The sequence below is a fragment of the Butyrivibrio sp. Su6 genome (assembly GCF_900108105.1).
GTDB lineage: Bacteria > Bacillota > Clostridia > Lachnospirales > Lachnospiraceae > Butyrivibrio.
Genome location: NZ_FNUR01000009.1, coordinates 72,326 through 89,037, shown reverse-complemented (window position 1 = coordinate 89,037; position 16,712 = coordinate 72,326). Strand labels below are relative to the sequence as shown.

The window sequence follows — 16,712 nt, the reverse complement described above, 5'->3', positions numbered from 1 at the left end:
TTATCTCCTTACCTGATAACTATTGAATCTTCCTTTATAGTTATTTTCTCTTCCTTCAAAAGACGTCCTACAGCTCTTTTGAACTCGTTCTTACTCATGTTTGTCTTTTCGCGGATAAGTTCAGGTGAAGCCTTGTCAGTAAAAGGAATTCTTCCGCCTGCTGCCTCTATCATGGCATAAATCTTCTCTGCATCTGTATCCATCTGAAGATATGCCTTTTCTCTAAGGCTTAAGTTAAGCCTTCCGTCTTCCTTTACGGATGTAACTCTTGCTGATACGCTGTCTCCGATCTTCACATTTCCATAGAGCTCTTTTTTAGGGATCAGAGCTGAATATATGTCATCAACAGCTACAAAAGCTCCAAAGTTATCGCTGAGCTCGTATACAGTGCCCTGAACCTTGTCATCCTTGCCGTATGGGCTCTCATTCAGAAGATATCTGTAAACATTCATGGTTACGCAGAGTCTTGAGCTCTTATCGATATAAAGAGCGCAGAGCACATCGTCGCCTTTTTTAACCTTGGTTGTCTGTTCCTTAAATGGTAAAAGAACATCCTTTTCAAGGCCCCAGTCCATAAATGCTCCGATCCTGCCTGTATCTTTTACCTTAAGCCTCCTGACATCGCCAAGCATTATCTTGGGCTCATTGGTAGTTGCTATTGGTCTGTCATCAGAATCCTTGTAGATGAATACCTCGATCTCAGAACCGATATCTGTTCCTGCAGGTACCTGTTTTCCGGGCAAAAGAACTTTCTCTTCGCTTCCCATTTCTTCTGCAAGATAAACTCCAAAGTCTACCTTCTTGATAACTACAAGTGTCTGTTTTTCTCCTAATCTGATCATGTGTCCTCCGTCCTATCGTACGATTACTTAACAATTAGTTCCACTACACATACTGCCTGGCCGTCTGTATTATTCAGACTAACAGTATATATACTATTATCACTGGTTTTATTTTCTATGACAACAGGTTTTAAAATATCACCCAGATGGGCCTGCCTTTTGTATTCAGCCCTCATGGAAGTGATCTTCCCTGCTTTGTCCTTAACAAGGTCCATGGCCATCCTTACATACTGGCCATTATTTACATGGTTATTTGTATCGAGGTTGTGCCTTCTTACAACAATATCCTCACAGGAGTGGATCTGGCCCGTTTCAGGCATTTTGATCTTCCTGTCGCCATAGTTCATCTCGAGCTTTTCACCAAGTGGATATGCATCAACTATCACCGGTGTCACCCTTGCAGGAATGCTCTTTTCAAAGTTAAAAAGAGTCCATACAGAGTTTGCTACAGCAAGCCTCTCACCATCCCTTGTATCCATAAAGAAATTTCTAAGACCAAGGGCACCCTTAAGCTCATAGGGAAGCGTTCCTATAACAACTTCTTCACAGAGCTTTGGATATCTTTTTATCTCGATCTGCCAGGAGTTAAGAACCCATGCAAGGTTAAGGCTCATAAGGTATTCCATTGTAGCCGGCCCATCCTGAGTCTGAAATGTCGAACAATCCTGAAAATAATCAATAAGAGATTCCAGTGTAAGAATTCCTTCACTATCAACTTCACTGTATCTGATCCTGGAATTAAAGGTATACATGGGACACCTCCGCAAAAACAAAATCTGATGATACAAAAAAAGCGAGATTGTTGCCAATCTCGCTTCACTATGTAAACTGGGCTAGTAGGATTCGAACCTACGTAATGACGGAGTCAGAGTCCGTTGCCTTACCGCTTGGCGATAGCCCATCGACAAGAAATGATTATACGTGAGGTTCCATAAAAAAGCAAGTACTTTTTTAAAAAAATTTTAAATTTTTTCTTGGAACCTCACAATCACTTATTTTATCTAGGTTTCACGAGACCTAAATCATTTTCTCACGCAGCGCTGACTACTTTATAGCAGCCTAAATCATCCCTCAAAAAGGAGATCTGCGTATGTTGGGAATGGCCAGTCGTTTTTATCAACAAGCATTTCAAGGGCATCAGCAGGTGCTCTGAGTGCATCCATGATAGGTCTGACCTCATCCTTATAGAAGAATGCAAGTTCTCTCTGATCTGAAATTGCAGCAGCTTTTCCTTCATAGATCTTGAGCTTATCAAGGGCTTTCTTCATCTTTGAAAGATTGTCCTGGATCTCTTTGAGCTCATCCATCTGCGGCTTTGCATCTACTCCTGCATTTTTGATCTCATTGACATCTCTGGCAAGTCTTCCTGCGTACTTCATAACTGCAGGAATGATCTGCTTTGAAGCCATATCGATCATTGTAAGGGCCTCAATGTTGATTGTCTTTGCATAAGTCTCGAAGATGATCTCTTTTCTTGACTCAAGCTCTGTCTTTGTATAAACACCGAACTTCTCAAAGAGCTCAATAGCTTTCTTTGTAGTAAGTGTATCAGCAGCTTCAATAGTAGAGGCAATGTTAGGAAGTCCTCTTCTCTTAGCTTCTTTTACCCATGCATCTGAGTATCCGTCGCCATTGAAGATAATGCGCTGATGCTCTGTAAGGTACTCTTTAATGATGTCATGAACTTCTGTGTCGAAATTCTTAGCTTTTTCAAGTCTGTCTGCTGCTTCACAGAAAGCTTCAGCAACAATTGTATTAAGTGTAGTATTTGAGCTGGCCATTGAATCTGATGAGCCAACCATTCTGAACTCGAATTTATTTCCTGTAAATGCAAATGGTGATGTACGGTTTCTGTCTGTGGCATCTTTCTCAAACTGAGGAAGTGTGGAAACACCTGTCTTAAGCTTTCCACCACGCTTACTGGACTTAGCTTCACCAGTCTCGATAAGCTGTCTTACAACGTCCTCAAGCTGCTCACCAAGGAATACTGAAATAATAGCCGGAGGAGCCTCGTTGGCACCAAGTCTGTGGTCGTTACCAACGTCTGATGCACTCTGTCTCAAAAGATCAGAATGTTTATCAACAGCTTTAAGTACGCAGGCTAAAACAAAGAGGAACTGAATGTTTTTATTTGGTGTATCGCCCGGATCAAGAAGGTTAATTCCATCATCAGTGCAAAGTGACCAGTTGTCGTGTTTACCTGATCCATTTACTCCTGCAAATGGCTTCTCGTGCAAAAGACATCTCATATGGTGATGCTCTGCTACACGCTTCATTGTCTCCATGATGATCTGATTGTGGTCTACTGCGATATTGGCAGTCTCATAGATAGGTGCAAGTTCATGCTGGCCAGGTGCAACCTCGTTGTGCTGTGTCTTATCAGGCACGCCGAGTTTCCAGAGTTCTTCGTTGAGGTCCTTCATGTACTCACCGACTCTTTCTCTGATAACACCAAAGTAATGGTCTTCCATTTCCTGTCCCTTTGGTGGCTGAGCTCCAAAGAGGGTTCTTCCTGTAAAGATAAGGTCTTCACGTTTCATTGACTTATCCCAGTCAACAAGGAAGTATTCCTGTTCCGGTCCTACTGAAACATTGACCTTAGTAGCTGTATCATTTCCGAATAACTTTACGATTCTGAGGGCCTGCTTGTTAATAGCCTCCATTGATCTAAGAAGTGGAGTCTTTTTATCAAGCGCCTCACCTGTATATGAGCAGAATGCAGTAGGTATGCAAAGAGTAACGCCTGCACCTGACTCCTTTAAGAATGCTGGAGAAGTGATATCCCATGTTGTATATCCTCTTGCCTCGAATGTAGCACGAAGACCGCCAGATGGGAATGAAGAAGCGTCAGGCTCTCCTTTTATAAGTTCCTTTCCGGAGAATGATGTGATCATCCTTCCATCCTTGTCAGCGCTTCCCACAAAAGAATCATGCTTTTCAGCAGTTATTCCTGTAAGAGGCTGGAACCAGTGTGTATAGTGAGTTGCGCCATTTTCCATAGCCCACTCTTTCATGGCATTTGCAACAACATCAGCAGATTCCTTGGAAAGCTCACCGCCGTGTTCTGTCACACTAACAACTTCCTTGTAAACATTCTTTGGAAGTCTCTCTCTCATTTTGGCGAGAGTAAAGACGTTCTGACCAAAGATTTCTTCAACATTTACCCTATCACTCATCAATGCATCCCCTTTGGTTAAATTTTTCTGCCCTATATCTTACAACATGCTTTCCTTTTTTGCTACAAAAAAATATACTTTCCTGCGAGTGGCATTAAATCCATAGGTGCCATTCGCAGGAAAGTATAATTAGTTGTTAGCAATTCTTAGAATATCGTACTTGGATGGAATTTCAGAAAGTTCAAGGTCGATGATCTGCTGAGGGTGTGGACATGAGTCGACACTTTCTCCGTCCTCTGTGTACATAGCCTTTACAGTGGCTTTCACATCAGTTCCATCTGGTTTCATTATCTCGATCTCATCACCGACAGAGAACTTGTTTCTCTGCTCGATGCGGGCAAGTCCCTTATCATTAACGTCGTTAACGATTCCAAGATAGATGTACTCGTTAACATAAGTGTTGCTGTCGTAAATCTGAGCTTCATCACTTGGTTTTCCAAAATAGAAGCCTGTGGTGAACTGCCTGTAAGTACATCTTGAGATCTGATCAAGATACCATGGCATGTTCGCTCTGTATTTTTCCTCTGACTCAAAATAGTCATCAATGGCTTTTCTATAGGTTCTGGCAACAGTAGCAACATAGAGGGCTGTCTTCATACGGCCTTCGATCTTGCAGCTGTCAACTCTGGCGTCAACCAGCTCAGGAATATGCTCTATCATGCACAGATCTTTTGAGTTAAAGATATATGTTCCTCGTTCATTTTCATAGACTGGAAGGTACTCTCCGGGTCTTTTTTCCTCGACAACAGCGTATTTCCATCTGCATGGATGAGTGCATGCACCCTTGTTGGCATCTCTTCCTGTGAAATAATTAGACAAAAGACATCTGCCTGAATAGGAAATACACATAGCGCCGTGGATAAAGCACTCCATCTCCAGATCTTCAGGGATCTTGTCTGTTATCTCTTTTATCTCTCTAAGTGAAAGCTCTCTTGCGGCAACTACTCTCTTTGCTCCAAGATCATGCCAGAAATTATATGTTTCATAGTTTGTGTTATTTGCCTGTGTAGATACATGGATATCTATTTCAGGGCAGATCTTTCTGGCCTTCATGAAAATTCCGGGATCTGCGATGATAAGGGCATCAGGTCCTATTTCTTTTAACTCGTGAAGGTACTTGTCCACACCGTCAAGGTCATAGTTGTGCGCAAGGATATTAACCGTTACATGAACCTTTACACCATGGGCATGGGCAAATTCAATTCCCTCTTTCATCTCTTCAGGGCTGAAGTTTTTAGCTTTAGCTCTAAGACCAAATGCATCTCCACCGATATATACAGCATCTGCGCCAAACATAACGGCTGTTTTTAATACTTCAAGACTACTTGCCGGAATAAGCAGTTCTGGTTTCTTCATAATTCTTTCTCCTAAACTAACTTGGGTTTACAGTTGGCTCTTTATTTAGAGTTTTACAGATAGTGTCATTCCATCTCCAACTGTAAGTATAACTGTGTTCAACATATCATTGTGTTTTAGTTCATAAAGGTACTCACGCATTCGTGCATGAATGGTTCTGTCCCTTCTGGTAACCGCAAATCTGGACTCTATCACATCTCCGTCCTGAAGGCAGTTGTCTGACACCAATAGGCCTCCTTTATTAAGGATCCTCAGGCAGTCAGGTAAAAAGTTTATATACTGGCCTTTTGCCGCGTCCATAAAAATAAAATCATACCCTGGTTGGAGAGCTTTTAATATTTCTGTCGCATCACCTTCCAAAAGTGTGATTTTATTATCTCTGTCGTACTTTATAAAGTTTTCTCTGGCAACAGGTATTCTCTTTTCGTATTTCTCAATTGTTGTTATCTTCGTCTCAGGGCTACTGTACTCAGCCATCAAAAGAGCTGAGAAACCGGTAGCAGCTCCCACTTCCAAAATATTTAAGGGCTTTGACTGAACCATTAAAAATTTCAGAAGGGCCTGGGTATCTTTTCGAATGATAGGTACATCCTGCTGCTTGGCAATTATTTCAAGTTCATCAAGATAGGGCTCATTTCCCCTATCCAAAGAATTGATAAATGCTTTTATCCTGTCCTGTTCAACCACCGTTTACATCCTCTGAATTCTCTTCTGTTGCCTCTGAAGTCTCTTCCTCAGATGTCTCTCCAGATGTTTCTTCTGTTGAAGTTTCACCGCTCTTTTCTCCGCCGGACATTACAGCCAGCATCTCTTCGGGAGTCATTGTAGTGCTAAGTTCATAGGTACCTGCTTTTTCCATACCATGATACTCAGAAAACATTTCCTGAAGTCTGAAAAGTGTCTTATCTGTTATAAGTCCTACTCCAAAAAGCTTTTCACCTATTTCTTTTGCTGTATCCCCATCTTTAATGGTAACTGAAACAGTTCTTCCTGTTCCGGATGAAACTGCTGTCTGGTTAAAAATGTGATATCCGTAGTCATATGCAACCTTTGCATATTTTACAATGAGCATTGCAACAAATATTATGAAAACAACTTTCACAACAGTGTCAAGCAGCCCTAAAAACATCTTTTTAGCATTCATAAAAAGCATTCCCCTTTAAAAGGCATCAGTCATTTGTAGACATGATAATTGGCATTATCATAGGTCTTCTCTTTGTCTTCTTCCAAATATAATCACTTAAAACATCTTTGACAATATTTTTAAGTTTATTCCAATCATAAATGCCTTTATCAAGTGCACTTATAAGCTCGTCATATACAAGGTCTGTAGCATCATCAATGAGCTTATCTGACTCTCTGACATAAACAAAACCTCTTGATACAATGCTTGGGCCTGATGTGAGCTGACCGCTTTCCTGATCGATTCCAAATACAACGATGACAATACCGTCTTCTGCAAGATGCTGTCTGTCTCTAAGAACTACGTTTCCAACGTCTCCAACACCGAGTCCGTCAACAAGAATAGCTCCAACAGGAACTTTTCCTTTTACCTTGGCACTGCTTTCATCAAGTTCAAGCACATCTCCGGAAGTTAAGATAAATACGTTTTCCTTTGGAATTCCAAGATCCTTGGCAATGTTGCTCTGAGCAATGAGATGTCTGTACTCACCATGAACAGGAATAGCATATTTAGGCTTAACAAGTGTATAAATAAGCTTAATGTCTTCCTGGCAGGCGTGTCCTGAAACATGAACATCCTGGAAGATAACATCTGCGCCCTTCATCTGAAGTTCGTTGATAATGTTGGTAACTGCCTTCTCATTACCTGGAATCGGGTGAGATGAGAAAATAACAGTATCGCCCTTGCCGATTGTTATCTTGCGGTGCTGGTTGCTGGCCATTCTGCTAAGAGCAGCCATACTTTCACCCTGGCTACCTGTAGTAATGATAACAGTTTTGTTTTCAGGATAGTTTTTAAGCTGATCGATCTCAATAAGAGTATTCTCAGGAATTTTGATGCATTCAAGTTTCTGGGCAATATCAATTATGCTGACCATGCTTCGGCCTTCAACCACAACTTTTCTGCCGCATTTGTGGGCAGTATTTATGATCTGCTGAACTCTGTCAACATTGGAAGCAAAAGTAGCTACTATAATTCTGGAATTCTCATGCTCCTCAAAAAGAGAATCAAGAGCTCTTCCTACAGTTTTTTCTGATGCGGTAAAGCCAGGTCTTTCAGCGTTTGTTGAATCGCACATAAGTGCCAAAACGCCTTTTTTACCAATCTCTGCAAATCTCTGAAGATCGATAGGATCTCCAAATACAGGTGTATAGTCAACTTTGAAGTCACCTGTATGAACCACGGTTCCAGCAGGTGAATAGATTGCAAGAGCAGCTGCGTCAACGATAGAATGGTTAGTTCTTATAAATTCAACTCTGAACTGCCCAAGATTTATTGACTGTCCAAATTTAACAACTTTTCTTCTGGTCTTTTTAAGGAGACCGTGTTCCTCAAGCTTATGCTCAATGATGCCCATTGTAAGGCGTGTTGCATAGATTGGAACGTTAAGCTCATGCAAAACATAAGGAAGCGCACCAATGTGGTCCTCATGTCCGTGAGTTATTACAAATCCTTTTACCTTGTCGATATTTTCCTGCAAATATGTAATATCAGGTATTACAAGGTCGATTCCGAGCATGTCATCATCAGGAAAAGACAAACCGCAATCCACTACAATAATACTGTCTTCATACCTGAAGGCAGTGATGTTCATTCCAATCTGCTCGAGACCACCCATAGGGATGATCTGCAGCTTGGACGCATTTTCAATTTTCTTTTTACTCAAATTAAATCCTCCATTTATATTGGCGGACAAATAGAACCTGCTATCAACTATGCTCCCCGTTAGATATCAAGATCTATTCCATCCTCAGAAAGCAGCTTACGAAAAACACCTGCAACTGCATCCAGTTCCAGATCGTCGTCCACGATTACATAAACCGCTTCTTCATCTTTAATATCGGAGTCGTCGCGTAAAATAAGCGCCTCTCCGTCACCATCTTCTTCATCTGTCACAAGCAGGTAGGTCTTTCCACCAAGGCTTGTCTGTTCAAGGCAGTAGAACTCTACTGCTTCTTCCCCATCGGGACTAAAAATTATTTTTTCCAATATTATTCACCATTTGTTTTGCTGTTATCCAGATAATCCTGAAGGATTACCTGAGCTGCTATCATATCTACGTACTCTTTGCGCTCACGGCCTCTTATACCGGCTTCATCCATTATCTCATCAGCCTCAACAGTCGTAAGTCTCTCATCCCACATAATAACAGGGATTCCGCATCTTCTCTCTATTTTGTCTTTGAATTCAAGACATAACTCAGAGCGCACAGAGGGAGTCTGATCCATGTTAACCGGAAGTCCAAGGACTATTTTCTCCACCTTAAACTCCTCAATAAGCTCCTCAATGCGCGCTAGCGTTCTTCTTAATTTGTTTTCTTCTTTTCTACGGATAATCTCCTTGGCACCTGCAGTCAATAAAAGCTCATCGCTGAGCGCTACGCCAACAGTCTTGGAACCGTAGTCAAGACCCATAATTCGCATATGTTACTTCCAATAAAAATTATTTGCTTGCCCAGTTATTACTCTTGATATACTCAGTAAGCATCTCTTCAACAAGCTCATCACGCTCAACCTTCATGATGAGACTTCTTGCCCCCTTATGGCTGGTAATGTAGGTAGGATCACCAGACATAATGTATCCTACAATCTGGTTAACCGGATTGTATCCCTTTTCGAGGAGAGCATCATAAACAACAGAAAGAACTTTCTTAACCCCTGTTTCAGGCTCAACTTCTACTTTAAAAAATTGGGTGTTTCCTAAATCCTGATCTGCCATAAACTTTCTCCGTTCCTGGAATAATAGGATATTCCTCATATTTGCAAAGGTCTTAAAAGAATAATAAGACACTTATACAGTATTAATATTACACTAACAAAATCAAATAAGCAATGTATCCGCATTTATAAAGGCTGAAGGAGAAACTGTAGTTATCTCCCCTGAATGTGCTCCATACTTGTCTATCTGATTTTCCGGAACCGCAACGCGCACATATCTGTCAGTATGACCTATCATGTAACGCTTTCCCTTTATCTCTTCTTCATCTTCCCAAAGAACACGAAGTTTTTCTCCGATAAAGAGGTTACGATAACATTCTGCCTGCTTTCTTGTCAAGTGAAGAAGGACTTCGCTTCTTGCAGTCTTTTCTTTGTCAGTGAGCTGCTCCTTCATTCCTGCAGCTACTGTGCCTTTTCTCGGAGAGTATTTAAATACATGCATTTCATAGAAGTCTATATCTGTCACAAACTTCCTGCACTCTTCAAACTCTTCCTCAGTTTCGCCAGGGAATCCAACTATAACATCAGTTGTAATTGCCGGTCTATCAAATACTTCCCTGAGTATCCTTACGCTTTCTTTAAAGTCTGCAGCAGTATAGTGCCTGTTCATGCGCTTAAGCACTGAATCACAGCCACTCTGAAGCGAGAGATGGAAATGTGGGCAGAGCTTAGGAATAGCTGCAAGTCTCTTGGCATTTTCTTCTGTGATGATCCTTGGCTCAAGGGAGCTTAAACGGATTCTTTCTATGCCTGCAATATCAGCGATCTGCTCTACAAGATCAATAAGCTGAGGCTGGCCAAAATCCACGCCGTATGAACTGGTGTGGATACCTGTAAGAACCACCTCCTTACAGCCTGCTGCCACAAGGCCCTTGATCTCAGCAAGAATATCCTTCACCTCACGACTTCTTACTCTTCCTCTCGCATATGGGATCACACAATATGAGCAAAACTGATTACATCCATCCTGAATCTTAATATAAGCTCTTGTATGCTCAGGCATCTGTGTAAGAGTCATGTCTTCATATTCATTAGTATGATTAATATCAATGACAGAATGACCGTTTAATGTCTTGTCATCTATATCATTCCTGGCTTCAAAGAATTCGTTAAGAATCTCAACAATCTCTGATTTTTTGTTGTTTCCAACTGCCAGGTCGATGCACTCATCTTTTTTTACGCCATCAATTCCTGTCTCAACATAGCAGCCGACAGCAACAACAGTAGCCTCAGGATTTTCTTTTTTGGCTCTGTGAAGCATCTGCCTTGACTTTCTGTCTGCAATATTAGTAACCGTGCAGGTGTTGATGATATAGACATCTGCCTTCTCATCAAAAGGCACGATCTCAGCGCCATTTTCCTTGAGTTTCTGGCTCATCACATCCATTTCATAGCTATTTACTTTACATCCAAGATTGTGAAGTGCAATCTTTAATCCGTTAACGTTATTTTGCATATTACAATTTCTTTCTAATTTTGTTTTTGTCAAGTCATTGACTTTTGCCGTTACTGCGTTTACTATAAAGAAAAGAAGGAGGTATTTGCGCAATGAAGACCGTAAAAATTTCTTTAAATTCTATCGATAAGGTAAAATCTTTCGTAAACGATATTACGAAGTTTGATTATGACTTCGACCTCGTTTCAGGAAGATACGTTATCGATGCAAAGTCTATTATGGGTATTTTCTCACTCGATCTTTCAAAGCCTATCGATCTTAATATCCATGCAGAAGACGGCGCAGATGAGGTTCTCGAAGTATTGAAGCCTTACATGATCTAATCTTTATAGATTAGATCTATTTAAAAAGTTTATTCAAGACCATCTTAAACTTCGGTTTAAGATGGTCTTTTTGCTGTGAGAATTTAGCGAGGTATTTTCGAGCTTAATTCGAACGCGTTCTGTCGAAGCGAAGCGGAGAACAGAACTTCCTTGAACAAAGATCACTTACTTACCACAATAACTTCATCAGTCTCAAGGGCTACTTTTACAAGTTCATCTATCTTTTCATTCAAAAGCTCTTCATGTCTTCTGATGATATCAGCTCTTGGCTTTGTTACAGGGTGCTTGGCAACAAAGATAGTGCAGCAGTCCTCATAAGGAAGGATAGAAGTCTCATATGCATCAATCTTATAGGAGATATCCACAATGTCCTGTTTATCAAAAGCGATAAGTGGTCTGTAAACAGGGATATCTGTTACAACTTCACCTGTGCAGATAAGGCTCTGCATTGTCTGTGAAGCTACCTGGCCAATACTCTCACCTGTGATAAGTCCCATACATCCAGACTCTCCTGCAAGCATATCTGCTATTCTCATCATATATCTACGCATGATGATAGTGAGTTCTTCGTGAGGGCACTTCTCATAAATGTACATCTGAATATCTGTAAAGTTGATAACATGAAGCTTAACCTTGCCTGTGTACTTGGCAATAACTCCTGCAAGATCAACAACCTTCTGCTTAGCCTTCTCACTTGTATATGGAGGCGCATTGAAATAAACTGCCTCTATTTCAACACCTCTTTTAGCAACCATGTAGCCTGCAACCGGTGAATCAATTCCTCCGGACAAAAGAAGCATTGCTTTACCTGCAGTTCCAATAGGCATTCCACCAGGTCCCGGTATTACCTCTGAGTAAATGTTGAGTTTTTCTCTGAGCTCTACATTTATAAGAATCTCAGGATCATGAACATCTACCTTCATCTCCTCATAGGCATCAAGAATTCTGGCTCCAAGTTCTGCAGCCATAGCCATTGAATCCATAGGATAGCTCTTATCAACTCTTCTAACCTTTACCTTGAAGGTCTTGTTTTTGTCAGGGTAAACTCCGTCAATGAAGTCTATAACTGCCTTAGCAACGCCATCAACATCAGGAAGATGATTCTCGCTGTCTCTTGCAATAGATACAGCAGGGCAGATTCCTGTAATACCAAAAACAGTCTTTAAGCTGTCAACTGTTTCATTGAAGTCAAAATCCTGAGCGTCAATGTACATTCTTCCTGCAACACGGGTAACATTAAATTTACCGTCGCATTTTGAAAGAACTCTTCTTATCTGTTTAACTAAAGCTTCCTCGAAAACGTATCTGTTCTTACCTTTAACACCAATTTCCGCGTACTTGATCACAAAAGCATGATACTGCATAAATACCTCTTTCTTTTAATGCCTGTAAAACTTTCTCATGTTAGAAACCTGAGAACAAAGTGTATCCAAAAAATAATCCATTTCTTCTTTGGTAGTCATAAATGACATACTAATACGAATTGTTGATTCAAGCAAATCTTTTTCAAGACCTATTGCCTGGAGCGTATCTGACACATGTGGATTGTTAGATGTGCAGGCGCTTCCCGCAGATACATAAATATTTTTGCTGCTGAGCATGTTAAGCACTGTCTCTGCTGCAAGTCCCTTTATAGAAACACTGATAATGTGTGGTGCACCTTCACTTACTTTTTGTCCGTTGATCTTAATATCAGGAATGCGCTCAAGAAGTGAATCAACAGTGTACTGCTTCAGATCATAGAGCTTCTTTATCTTTGCATCAAAATCCTCGTAACATTTCTTAGCTGCAAGAGCAAGGCCTGCAATTCCCGGAACATTCTCAGTTCCCGATCTCATTCCCTTTTGCTGTCCGCCTCCATAGCATATAGGAACAATCTTTGTTCCTTTCTTTACGTATAAAAAGCCGACTCCCTTTGGTCCATGGATCTTGTGTCCGCTTACAGACAAAAGATCTATGTTCATAGTTCTAGGTCTGATAAGAACTTTACCATAAGCCTGAACCGCATCCACGTGGAAGTATGTGTCCTTATTGACGCTCTTTATGAGCTCTCCGGCTTTCTGGATCGGCATAAGTGTTCCAATCTCGTTGTTAACAAACATGATTGAAACAAGTATTGTCTCTTTTCTGATGGCATTTTTCAGCTCATCAAGATCAATAGTTCCTGTCTCGTCTACTGAAAGATATGTTATTTCAAAGCCTTCTTTTTCAAGAAAAGCCATTGTCTCAAGTATGGCAGGATGCTCAATCTTGGTTGTAATGATGTGATTACCACGCCATTTATTGGCTCTTGCCACGCCTATAAGAGCCAGGTTATCAGACTCTGTTCCACCGGAAGTAAAAACTATTTCCTGCGGATCAACCTTAAGACTTGCGGCAATTGTCTCTCTTGCCTGTGAAAGTCTCTCACCGGAAACCATTCCCATGTGATGAACACTGGATGGATTTCCATATTCTTCTTTCATTATCTTTGCAACCAGATCTGCCACCTCATCGTAAGCTCTTGTGGTTGCGGAATTATCTAAATATGCTTCCATTTTATTTATGTCCTATTATCCTTCAAGATGATACATTAACCAGGATATGATAGTAAATCCTGCTGTTTCTGTTCTGAGAATTCTTTTTCCCAAAGTAATTGGCTTTATATCGCTCGCCCTGCAAAGCTCGATCTCTTCCTCAGAAAAGCCGCCTTCAGGCCCGATAAATACAGCAACGCTCTCTCCCGGTTTTATTCCTTCTATGAGCTTTTTAGTCTCGTCCATATGCTCAGCATTCTCGTATGGAATAAGCTTAACATCCATATCTTTTGCGTACTGAACTGCCTCTTTCATGGTCATTGGCATGTGAACATTTGGAATGATGGCTCTTTTGCTCTGTTTAGCAGCTGCTTCCGCTATAGCCTGCCATCTCTTTATCTTGGACTGAGATTTCTTTTCATCAAGCTTTACTACGCATCTCTTTGTGGCCATGGGAACGATCTCAAAAGCGCCAAGTTCAACAGCTTTCTGAATTATGAGCTCCATCTTATCGACTTTTGGAAGTCCCTGAAAAAGATATATCTTTGAAGGAAGTTCCTGTGAACCCTCTTCTATAAAGCACAGTTTTCCAATAACGCTGCTGTCGCTAATACTCTCAATTTCGTAAAAAATCTCTTTTCCGTCCTCATCACCTCGAATGCTGACAGAAAACTGCTCGCCAACCTTCATTCTGAGAACATTAGCTATATGGTTAAAATCACTTCCGGTGATCTCAACGTTTTTATAATCAGGAGTAATCTGATTACTCTCCACAAAAAAATGATACATCAGTTTTTCCTCGAAGTAATTGAAACCCAGTCTCCCTGATGATGGATCTCAAGTATCTCAAGTCCCGCATCAAGATGTGCCTTCTTTACCTCTTCTTCCTTGGTATTGATAATACCTGAAGTAATATATATTCCGCCCTTCTTTAACTGGCCAAGTATTACAGGAGTAAGGGGAACAAGCACATTGGCTAAAATGTTTGCAACAACTATATCGTATTTATCATATCCAACAGCATCCTGAACTGACTTGTCATCAATGATATTTCCGATCATCATCTCGAACTTGTCTTCAGCGATGCCATTATTTTCCATATTCTCTTTAACTGCCGGAACTGCACACTTATCAAGGTCTGTGCCAACGGCATGTTTTGCTCCGAACATAAGGGCAAGGATGGACAATACTCCGCTTCCTGTTCCTACATCTAAAAGTTCTGTATCTTTAGTAACATACTTTCTGAGCATGCGGATGCACAGCTGAGTTGTCTCGTGCATACCGGTACCAAAAGCTGTGCCAGGATCTATATGAAGCACCATGCTAGCCTTCTCATCGTCTTCTGTAGTCTCTTTTTCCCAGGAAGGAATAACTAAAACGTCATCAATATAGAATTTATGGAAATACTGCTTCCAGTTATTGATCCAGTCAATATCCTCTGTAACTGATATGGAAATTGTTCCATCTCCAATATCAGAGAAAGTTCTAAGTTCATCGAGCTGCTCCTTGATCTGGCTCTCGATCTCTTCAGGTGTCTTCTTAACTTTGACGTATTCACCGTTTTCATCCTGAAGTTCAACAGTGAGCATATTGTCATCATCTATTTCCAAAAAGAAATTAAGATAAGCTGCACCTGCTTCGATTCCGTTATCTTTCTCATCAGGTTCAAGTTCAGGAGCATCAATAAACATCTGCTCCTTATCTGCAGCTGAAAGTGGAGCATTATCTTCTATCTGTGCCCCTTCAAGTCCAATATCCTCTAAGTAGCTTATAATTATATCTTCTGATTCTTCATTAGTACGAACCCTAAAGCGCATCCACTTCATAGAAAAACCTCCACAAAAATTCAAAATACAGTAAAAAACGTGAAGCAGATTTTTACTTCCGCTTCACGCGTATAATAACACAAAATATTTAAAATGCCAAAATTACTTAAAGAAACCTTTTTTCTTCTTGCCACCTGAGCCGTCACCACTTGGGTCTTTATCTCCTGCTCCCATCATACGTTCAGCAGCAGTTAAAGAATCTCCGGTCTTCTCATCGAATTTCTTAAGAAGATCCTTAGCTTCCTTTGAAAGCTTCTCAGGAACCTGAACAACCAGTGTTACATAGTGGTCGCCTCTTGTATCTCTGTCCCTAAGTGAAGGAACACCCTTTGAACGAAGTCTTACTCTTGTATCAGTCTGTGTTCCGGGCTTAACATCGTAAGCAACCTTTCCATCAACTGTATCAATAAGAACTGTTCCACCAAGAGCTGCAACAGCAAATGAAACAGGAACCATAGAATAGATATCATATCCTTCTCTCTGGAAAATAGGATGATCAGATACGATAACCTCTACTAAAAGATCTCCTCTAGGTCCGCCATTAACGCCTGGCTCACCTTTCTCACGTATTCTTACACTCTGACCATTGTCGATACCTGCAGGTATTGTGACTTTGATCTTCTTTCTGCTGGCAATATATCCTGTTCCATGGCAGTCTGTACACTTATCCTTGATAACTTTACCTGTTCCGCCACATTCAGGACAAGTCTGAACGTTACGAACAGTTCCAAAGAATGACTGCTGTGTATATACTATCTGGCCTTTACCGCCGCACTTGGAACATGTCTGAGCTGATGTTCCGGGCTTAGCACCTGTTCCATGACAGGTTGGACAGGAATCTTTAATTGTAAGTTCAAGCTCTTTCTCACATCCAAATACTGCCTCAAGGAATGTGATCCTTACACTTGCTCTTAAGTTAGCACCCTTTGAAGGGCCTGTTCTTGCTCCCTGACGTGACCTTCCGCCGCCAAAGAAATCGCCAAATATATCACCGAATATATCACCAAAGTCAGCACCGTTAAAGTCGAAGCCACCGTATCCACCGGCACCTCCGTCAAACGCAGCATGTCCAAACTGATCGTACTGACGCTTCTTTTCAGGGTCACTAAGAACAGCATATGCTTCAGATGCCTCTTTGAATTTTTCAGCTGCCGCAGCATCACCAGGATTCATATCAGGGTGATACTTCTTGGCAAGTACTCTGTATGCTTTTTTTATTTCCTCCTCAGAGGCGTTCTTACTAACTCCAAGGACTTCATAATAGTCGCGCTTTTGCTCTGCCATATATATTCCTCAAATCTATTTGGTATTCATGGT

General features: G+C 41.0%; 17 protein-coding genes and 1 tRNA gene. 1 reads left to right on the top strand and 17 read right to left on the bottom strand.

Annotated features, from left to right (window positions below; translation table 11 throughout):
• Positions 1–8: 8 nt before the first annotated feature.
• The 12 genes from C4S54_RS10805 to mtaB form a co-directional block, all read right to left on the bottom strand.
• A complete protein-coding gene (locus C4S54_RS10805; protein WP_103869538.1) occupies positions 9–842 on the bottom strand; it encodes a CvfB family protein in 834 nt (277 codons plus the stop codon).
• A 23-nt stretch (positions 843–865) separates the two neighbouring features.
• On the bottom strand, positions 866–1,594 hold the full coding sequence (locus C4S54_RS10800) for an acyl-[acyl-carrier-protein] thioesterase (protein ID WP_103869537.1): 729 nt from the start codon (positions 1,592–1,594) through the stop codon (positions 866–868).
• Positions 1,595–1,670: 76 nt separating this feature from the next.
• Positions 1,671–1,743, bottom strand: a tRNA-Gln gene (locus C4S54_RS10795).
• 163 nt (positions 1,744–1,906) lie between these two features.
• Positions 1,907–4,018: a glutamine synthetase III family protein gene (locus C4S54_RS10790; protein WP_103869536.1), complete on the bottom strand. Its 2,112-nt coding sequence runs from the start codon at positions 4,016–4,018 to the stop codon at positions 1,907–1,909.
• A 129-nt stretch (positions 4,019–4,147) separates the two neighbouring features.
• Entirely contained in the window at positions 4,148–5,374 is a 1,227-nt protein-coding gene (locus C4S54_RS10785; RefSeq protein WP_103869535.1) for a peptidase U32 family protein, read from the bottom strand.
• Between the two features lie 45 nt (positions 5,375–5,419).
• Positions 5,420–6,061: an O-methyltransferase gene (locus C4S54_RS10780; RefSeq protein ID WP_022775454.1), complete on the bottom strand. Its 642-nt coding sequence runs from the start codon at positions 6,059–6,061 to the stop codon at positions 5,420–5,422.
• Positions 6,054–6,518, bottom strand: coding sequence for an endolytic transglycosylase MltG (locus C4S54_RS10775; RefSeq protein ID WP_160110750.1), 465 nt, complete (start codon positions 6,516–6,518; stop codon positions 6,054–6,056). Before C4S54_RS10775 ends, C4S54_RS10780 begins: the two co-directional genes overlap by 8 nt.
• Positions 6,519–6,543: 25 nt before the next feature.
• Positions 6,544–8,175 carry a ribonuclease J gene (locus tag C4S54_RS10770; RefSeq protein WP_051142995.1) on the bottom strand — a complete coding sequence of 544 codons (1,632 nt, stop codon included), beginning with the start codon at positions 8,173–8,175 and terminating at the stop codon, positions 6,544–6,546.
• Positions 8,176–8,282: 107 nt separating this feature from the next.
• On the bottom strand, positions 8,283–8,546 hold the full coding sequence (locus C4S54_RS10765) for a DUF1292 domain-containing protein (protein ID WP_022775458.1): 264 nt from the start codon (positions 8,544–8,546) through the stop codon (positions 8,283–8,285).
• A 2-nt stretch (positions 8,547–8,548) separates the two neighbouring features.
• On the bottom strand, positions 8,549–8,980 hold the full coding sequence (gene ruvX, locus C4S54_RS10760) for a Holliday junction resolvase RuvX (protein WP_022775460.1): 432 nt from the start codon (positions 8,978–8,980) through the stop codon (positions 8,549–8,551).
• Positions 8,981–8,999: 19 nt separating this feature from the next.
• The gene (locus C4S54_RS10755) at positions 9,000–9,275 is read right to left on the bottom strand and encodes an IreB family regulatory phosphoprotein (protein WP_022775461.1); all 276 of its coding nucleotides are present in this window, start codon (positions 9,273–9,275) and stop codon (positions 9,000–9,002) included.
• A gap of 102 nt (positions 9,276–9,377) precedes the next feature.
• Complete coding sequence (gene mtaB / locus C4S54_RS10750) at positions 9,378–10,730, bottom strand: tRNA (N(6)-L-threonylcarbamoyladenosine(37)-C(2))-methylthiotransferase MtaB (RefSeq protein WP_103869533.1); 1,353 nt, start codon at positions 10,728–10,730, stop codon at positions 9,378–9,380.
• A 92-nt stretch (positions 10,731–10,822) separates the two neighbouring features.
• On the opposite strand from mtaB, the gene C4S54_RS10745 reads away from it, so the two are divergent.
• A complete protein-coding gene (locus C4S54_RS10745; protein WP_022775464.1) occupies positions 10,823–11,053 on the top strand; it encodes an HPr family phosphocarrier protein in 231 nt (76 codons plus the stop codon).
• A 161-nt stretch (positions 11,054–11,214) separates the two neighbouring features.
• On the opposite strand, the gene thiI is transcribed toward C4S54_RS10745, so the two are convergent.
• The 5 genes from thiI to dnaJ all read right to left on the bottom strand — a co-directional run bounded on the left by thiI (position 11,215) and on the right by dnaJ (position 16,679).
• Positions 11,215–12,417, bottom strand: coding sequence for a tRNA uracil 4-sulfurtransferase ThiI (gene thiI / locus C4S54_RS10740; protein WP_103869532.1), 1,203 nt, complete (start codon positions 12,415–12,417; stop codon positions 11,215–11,217).
• Between the two features lie 15 nt (positions 12,418–12,432).
• On the bottom strand, positions 12,433–13,590 hold the full coding sequence (locus C4S54_RS10735; protein WP_103869531.1) for a cysteine desulfurase family protein: 1,158 nt from the start codon (positions 13,588–13,590) through the stop codon (positions 12,433–12,435).
• 15 nt (positions 13,591–13,605) lie between these two features.
• Positions 13,606–14,358: an RsmE family RNA methyltransferase gene (locus C4S54_RS10730; protein ID WP_103869530.1), complete on the bottom strand. Its 753-nt coding sequence runs from the start codon at positions 14,356–14,358 to the stop codon at positions 13,606–13,608.
• Positions 14,358–15,395, bottom strand: a complete 1,038-nt coding sequence (gene prmA / locus C4S54_RS10725) for a 50S ribosomal protein L11 methyltransferase (protein WP_103869529.1) — start codon at positions 15,393–15,395, stop codon at positions 14,358–14,360. The genes C4S54_RS10730 and prmA overlap by 1 nt, the downstream gene beginning before the upstream one ends.
• Positions 15,396–15,497: 102 nt before the next feature.
• Entirely contained in the window at positions 15,498–16,679 is a 1,182-nt protein-coding gene (dnaJ, locus tag C4S54_RS10720; protein WP_103869528.1) for a molecular chaperone DnaJ, read from the bottom strand.
• Positions 16,680–16,712: the final 33 nt, after the last annotated feature.

Bases quoted from the DNA above. Each gene is read 5' to 3' on its own strand.
- C4S54_RS10745 (WP_022775464.1), top strand. From the start codon at position 10,823: ATGAAGACCGTAAAAATTTCTTTAAATTCTATCGATAAGGTAAAATCT.
- C4S54_RS10805 (WP_103869538.1), bottom strand. From the start codon at position 842: ATGATCAGATTAGGAGAAAAACAGACACTTGTAGTTATCAAGAAGGTA.
- prmA (WP_103869529.1), bottom strand. From the start codon at position 15,395: ATGAAGTGGATGCGCTTTAGGGTTCGTACTAATGAAGAATCAGAAGAT.
- ruvX (WP_022775460.1), bottom strand. From the start codon at position 8,980: ATGCGAATTATGGGTCTTGACTACGGTTCCAAGACTGTTGGCGTAGCG.
- C4S54_RS10800 (WP_103869537.1), bottom strand. From the start codon at position 1,594: ATGTATACCTTTAATTCCAGGATCAGATACAGTGAAGTTGATAGTGAA.
- C4S54_RS10735 (WP_103869531.1), bottom strand. From the start codon at position 13,590: ATGGAAGCATATTTAGATAATTCCGCAACCACAAGAGCTTACGATGAG.
- C4S54_RS10785 (WP_103869535.1), bottom strand. From the start codon at position 5,374: ATGAAGAAACCAGAACTGCTTATTCCGGCAAGTAGTCTTGAAGTATTA.
- C4S54_RS10770 (WP_051142995.1), bottom strand. From the start codon at position 8,175: ATGGGTGGTCTCGAGCAGATTGGAATGAACATCACTGCCTTCAGGTAT.
- C4S54_RS10730 (WP_103869530.1), bottom strand. From the start codon at position 14,358: ATGTATCATTTTTTTGTGGAGAGTAATCAGATTACTCCTGATTATAAA.
- C4S54_RS10790 (WP_103869536.1), bottom strand. From the start codon at position 4,018: ATGAGTGATAGGGTAAATGTTGAAGAAATCTTTGGTCAGAACGTCTTT.
- C4S54_RS10755 (WP_022775461.1), bottom strand. From the start codon at position 9,275: ATGGCAGATCAGGATTTAGGAAACACCCAATTTTTTAAAGTAGAAGTT.
- thiI (WP_103869532.1), bottom strand. From the start codon at position 12,417: ATGCAGTATCATGCTTTTGTGATCAAGTACGCGGAAATTGGTGTTAAA.
- C4S54_RS10775 (WP_160110750.1), bottom strand. From the start codon at position 6,518: ATGAATGCTAAAAAGATGTTTTTAGGGCTGCTTGACACTGTTGTGAAA.
- dnaJ (WP_103869528.1), bottom strand. From the start codon at position 16,679: ATGGCAGAGCAAAAGCGCGACTATTATGAAGTCCTTGGAGTTAGTAAG.
- mtaB (WP_103869533.1), bottom strand. From the start codon at position 10,730: ATGCAAAATAACGTTAACGGATTAAAGATTGCACTTCACAATCTTGGA.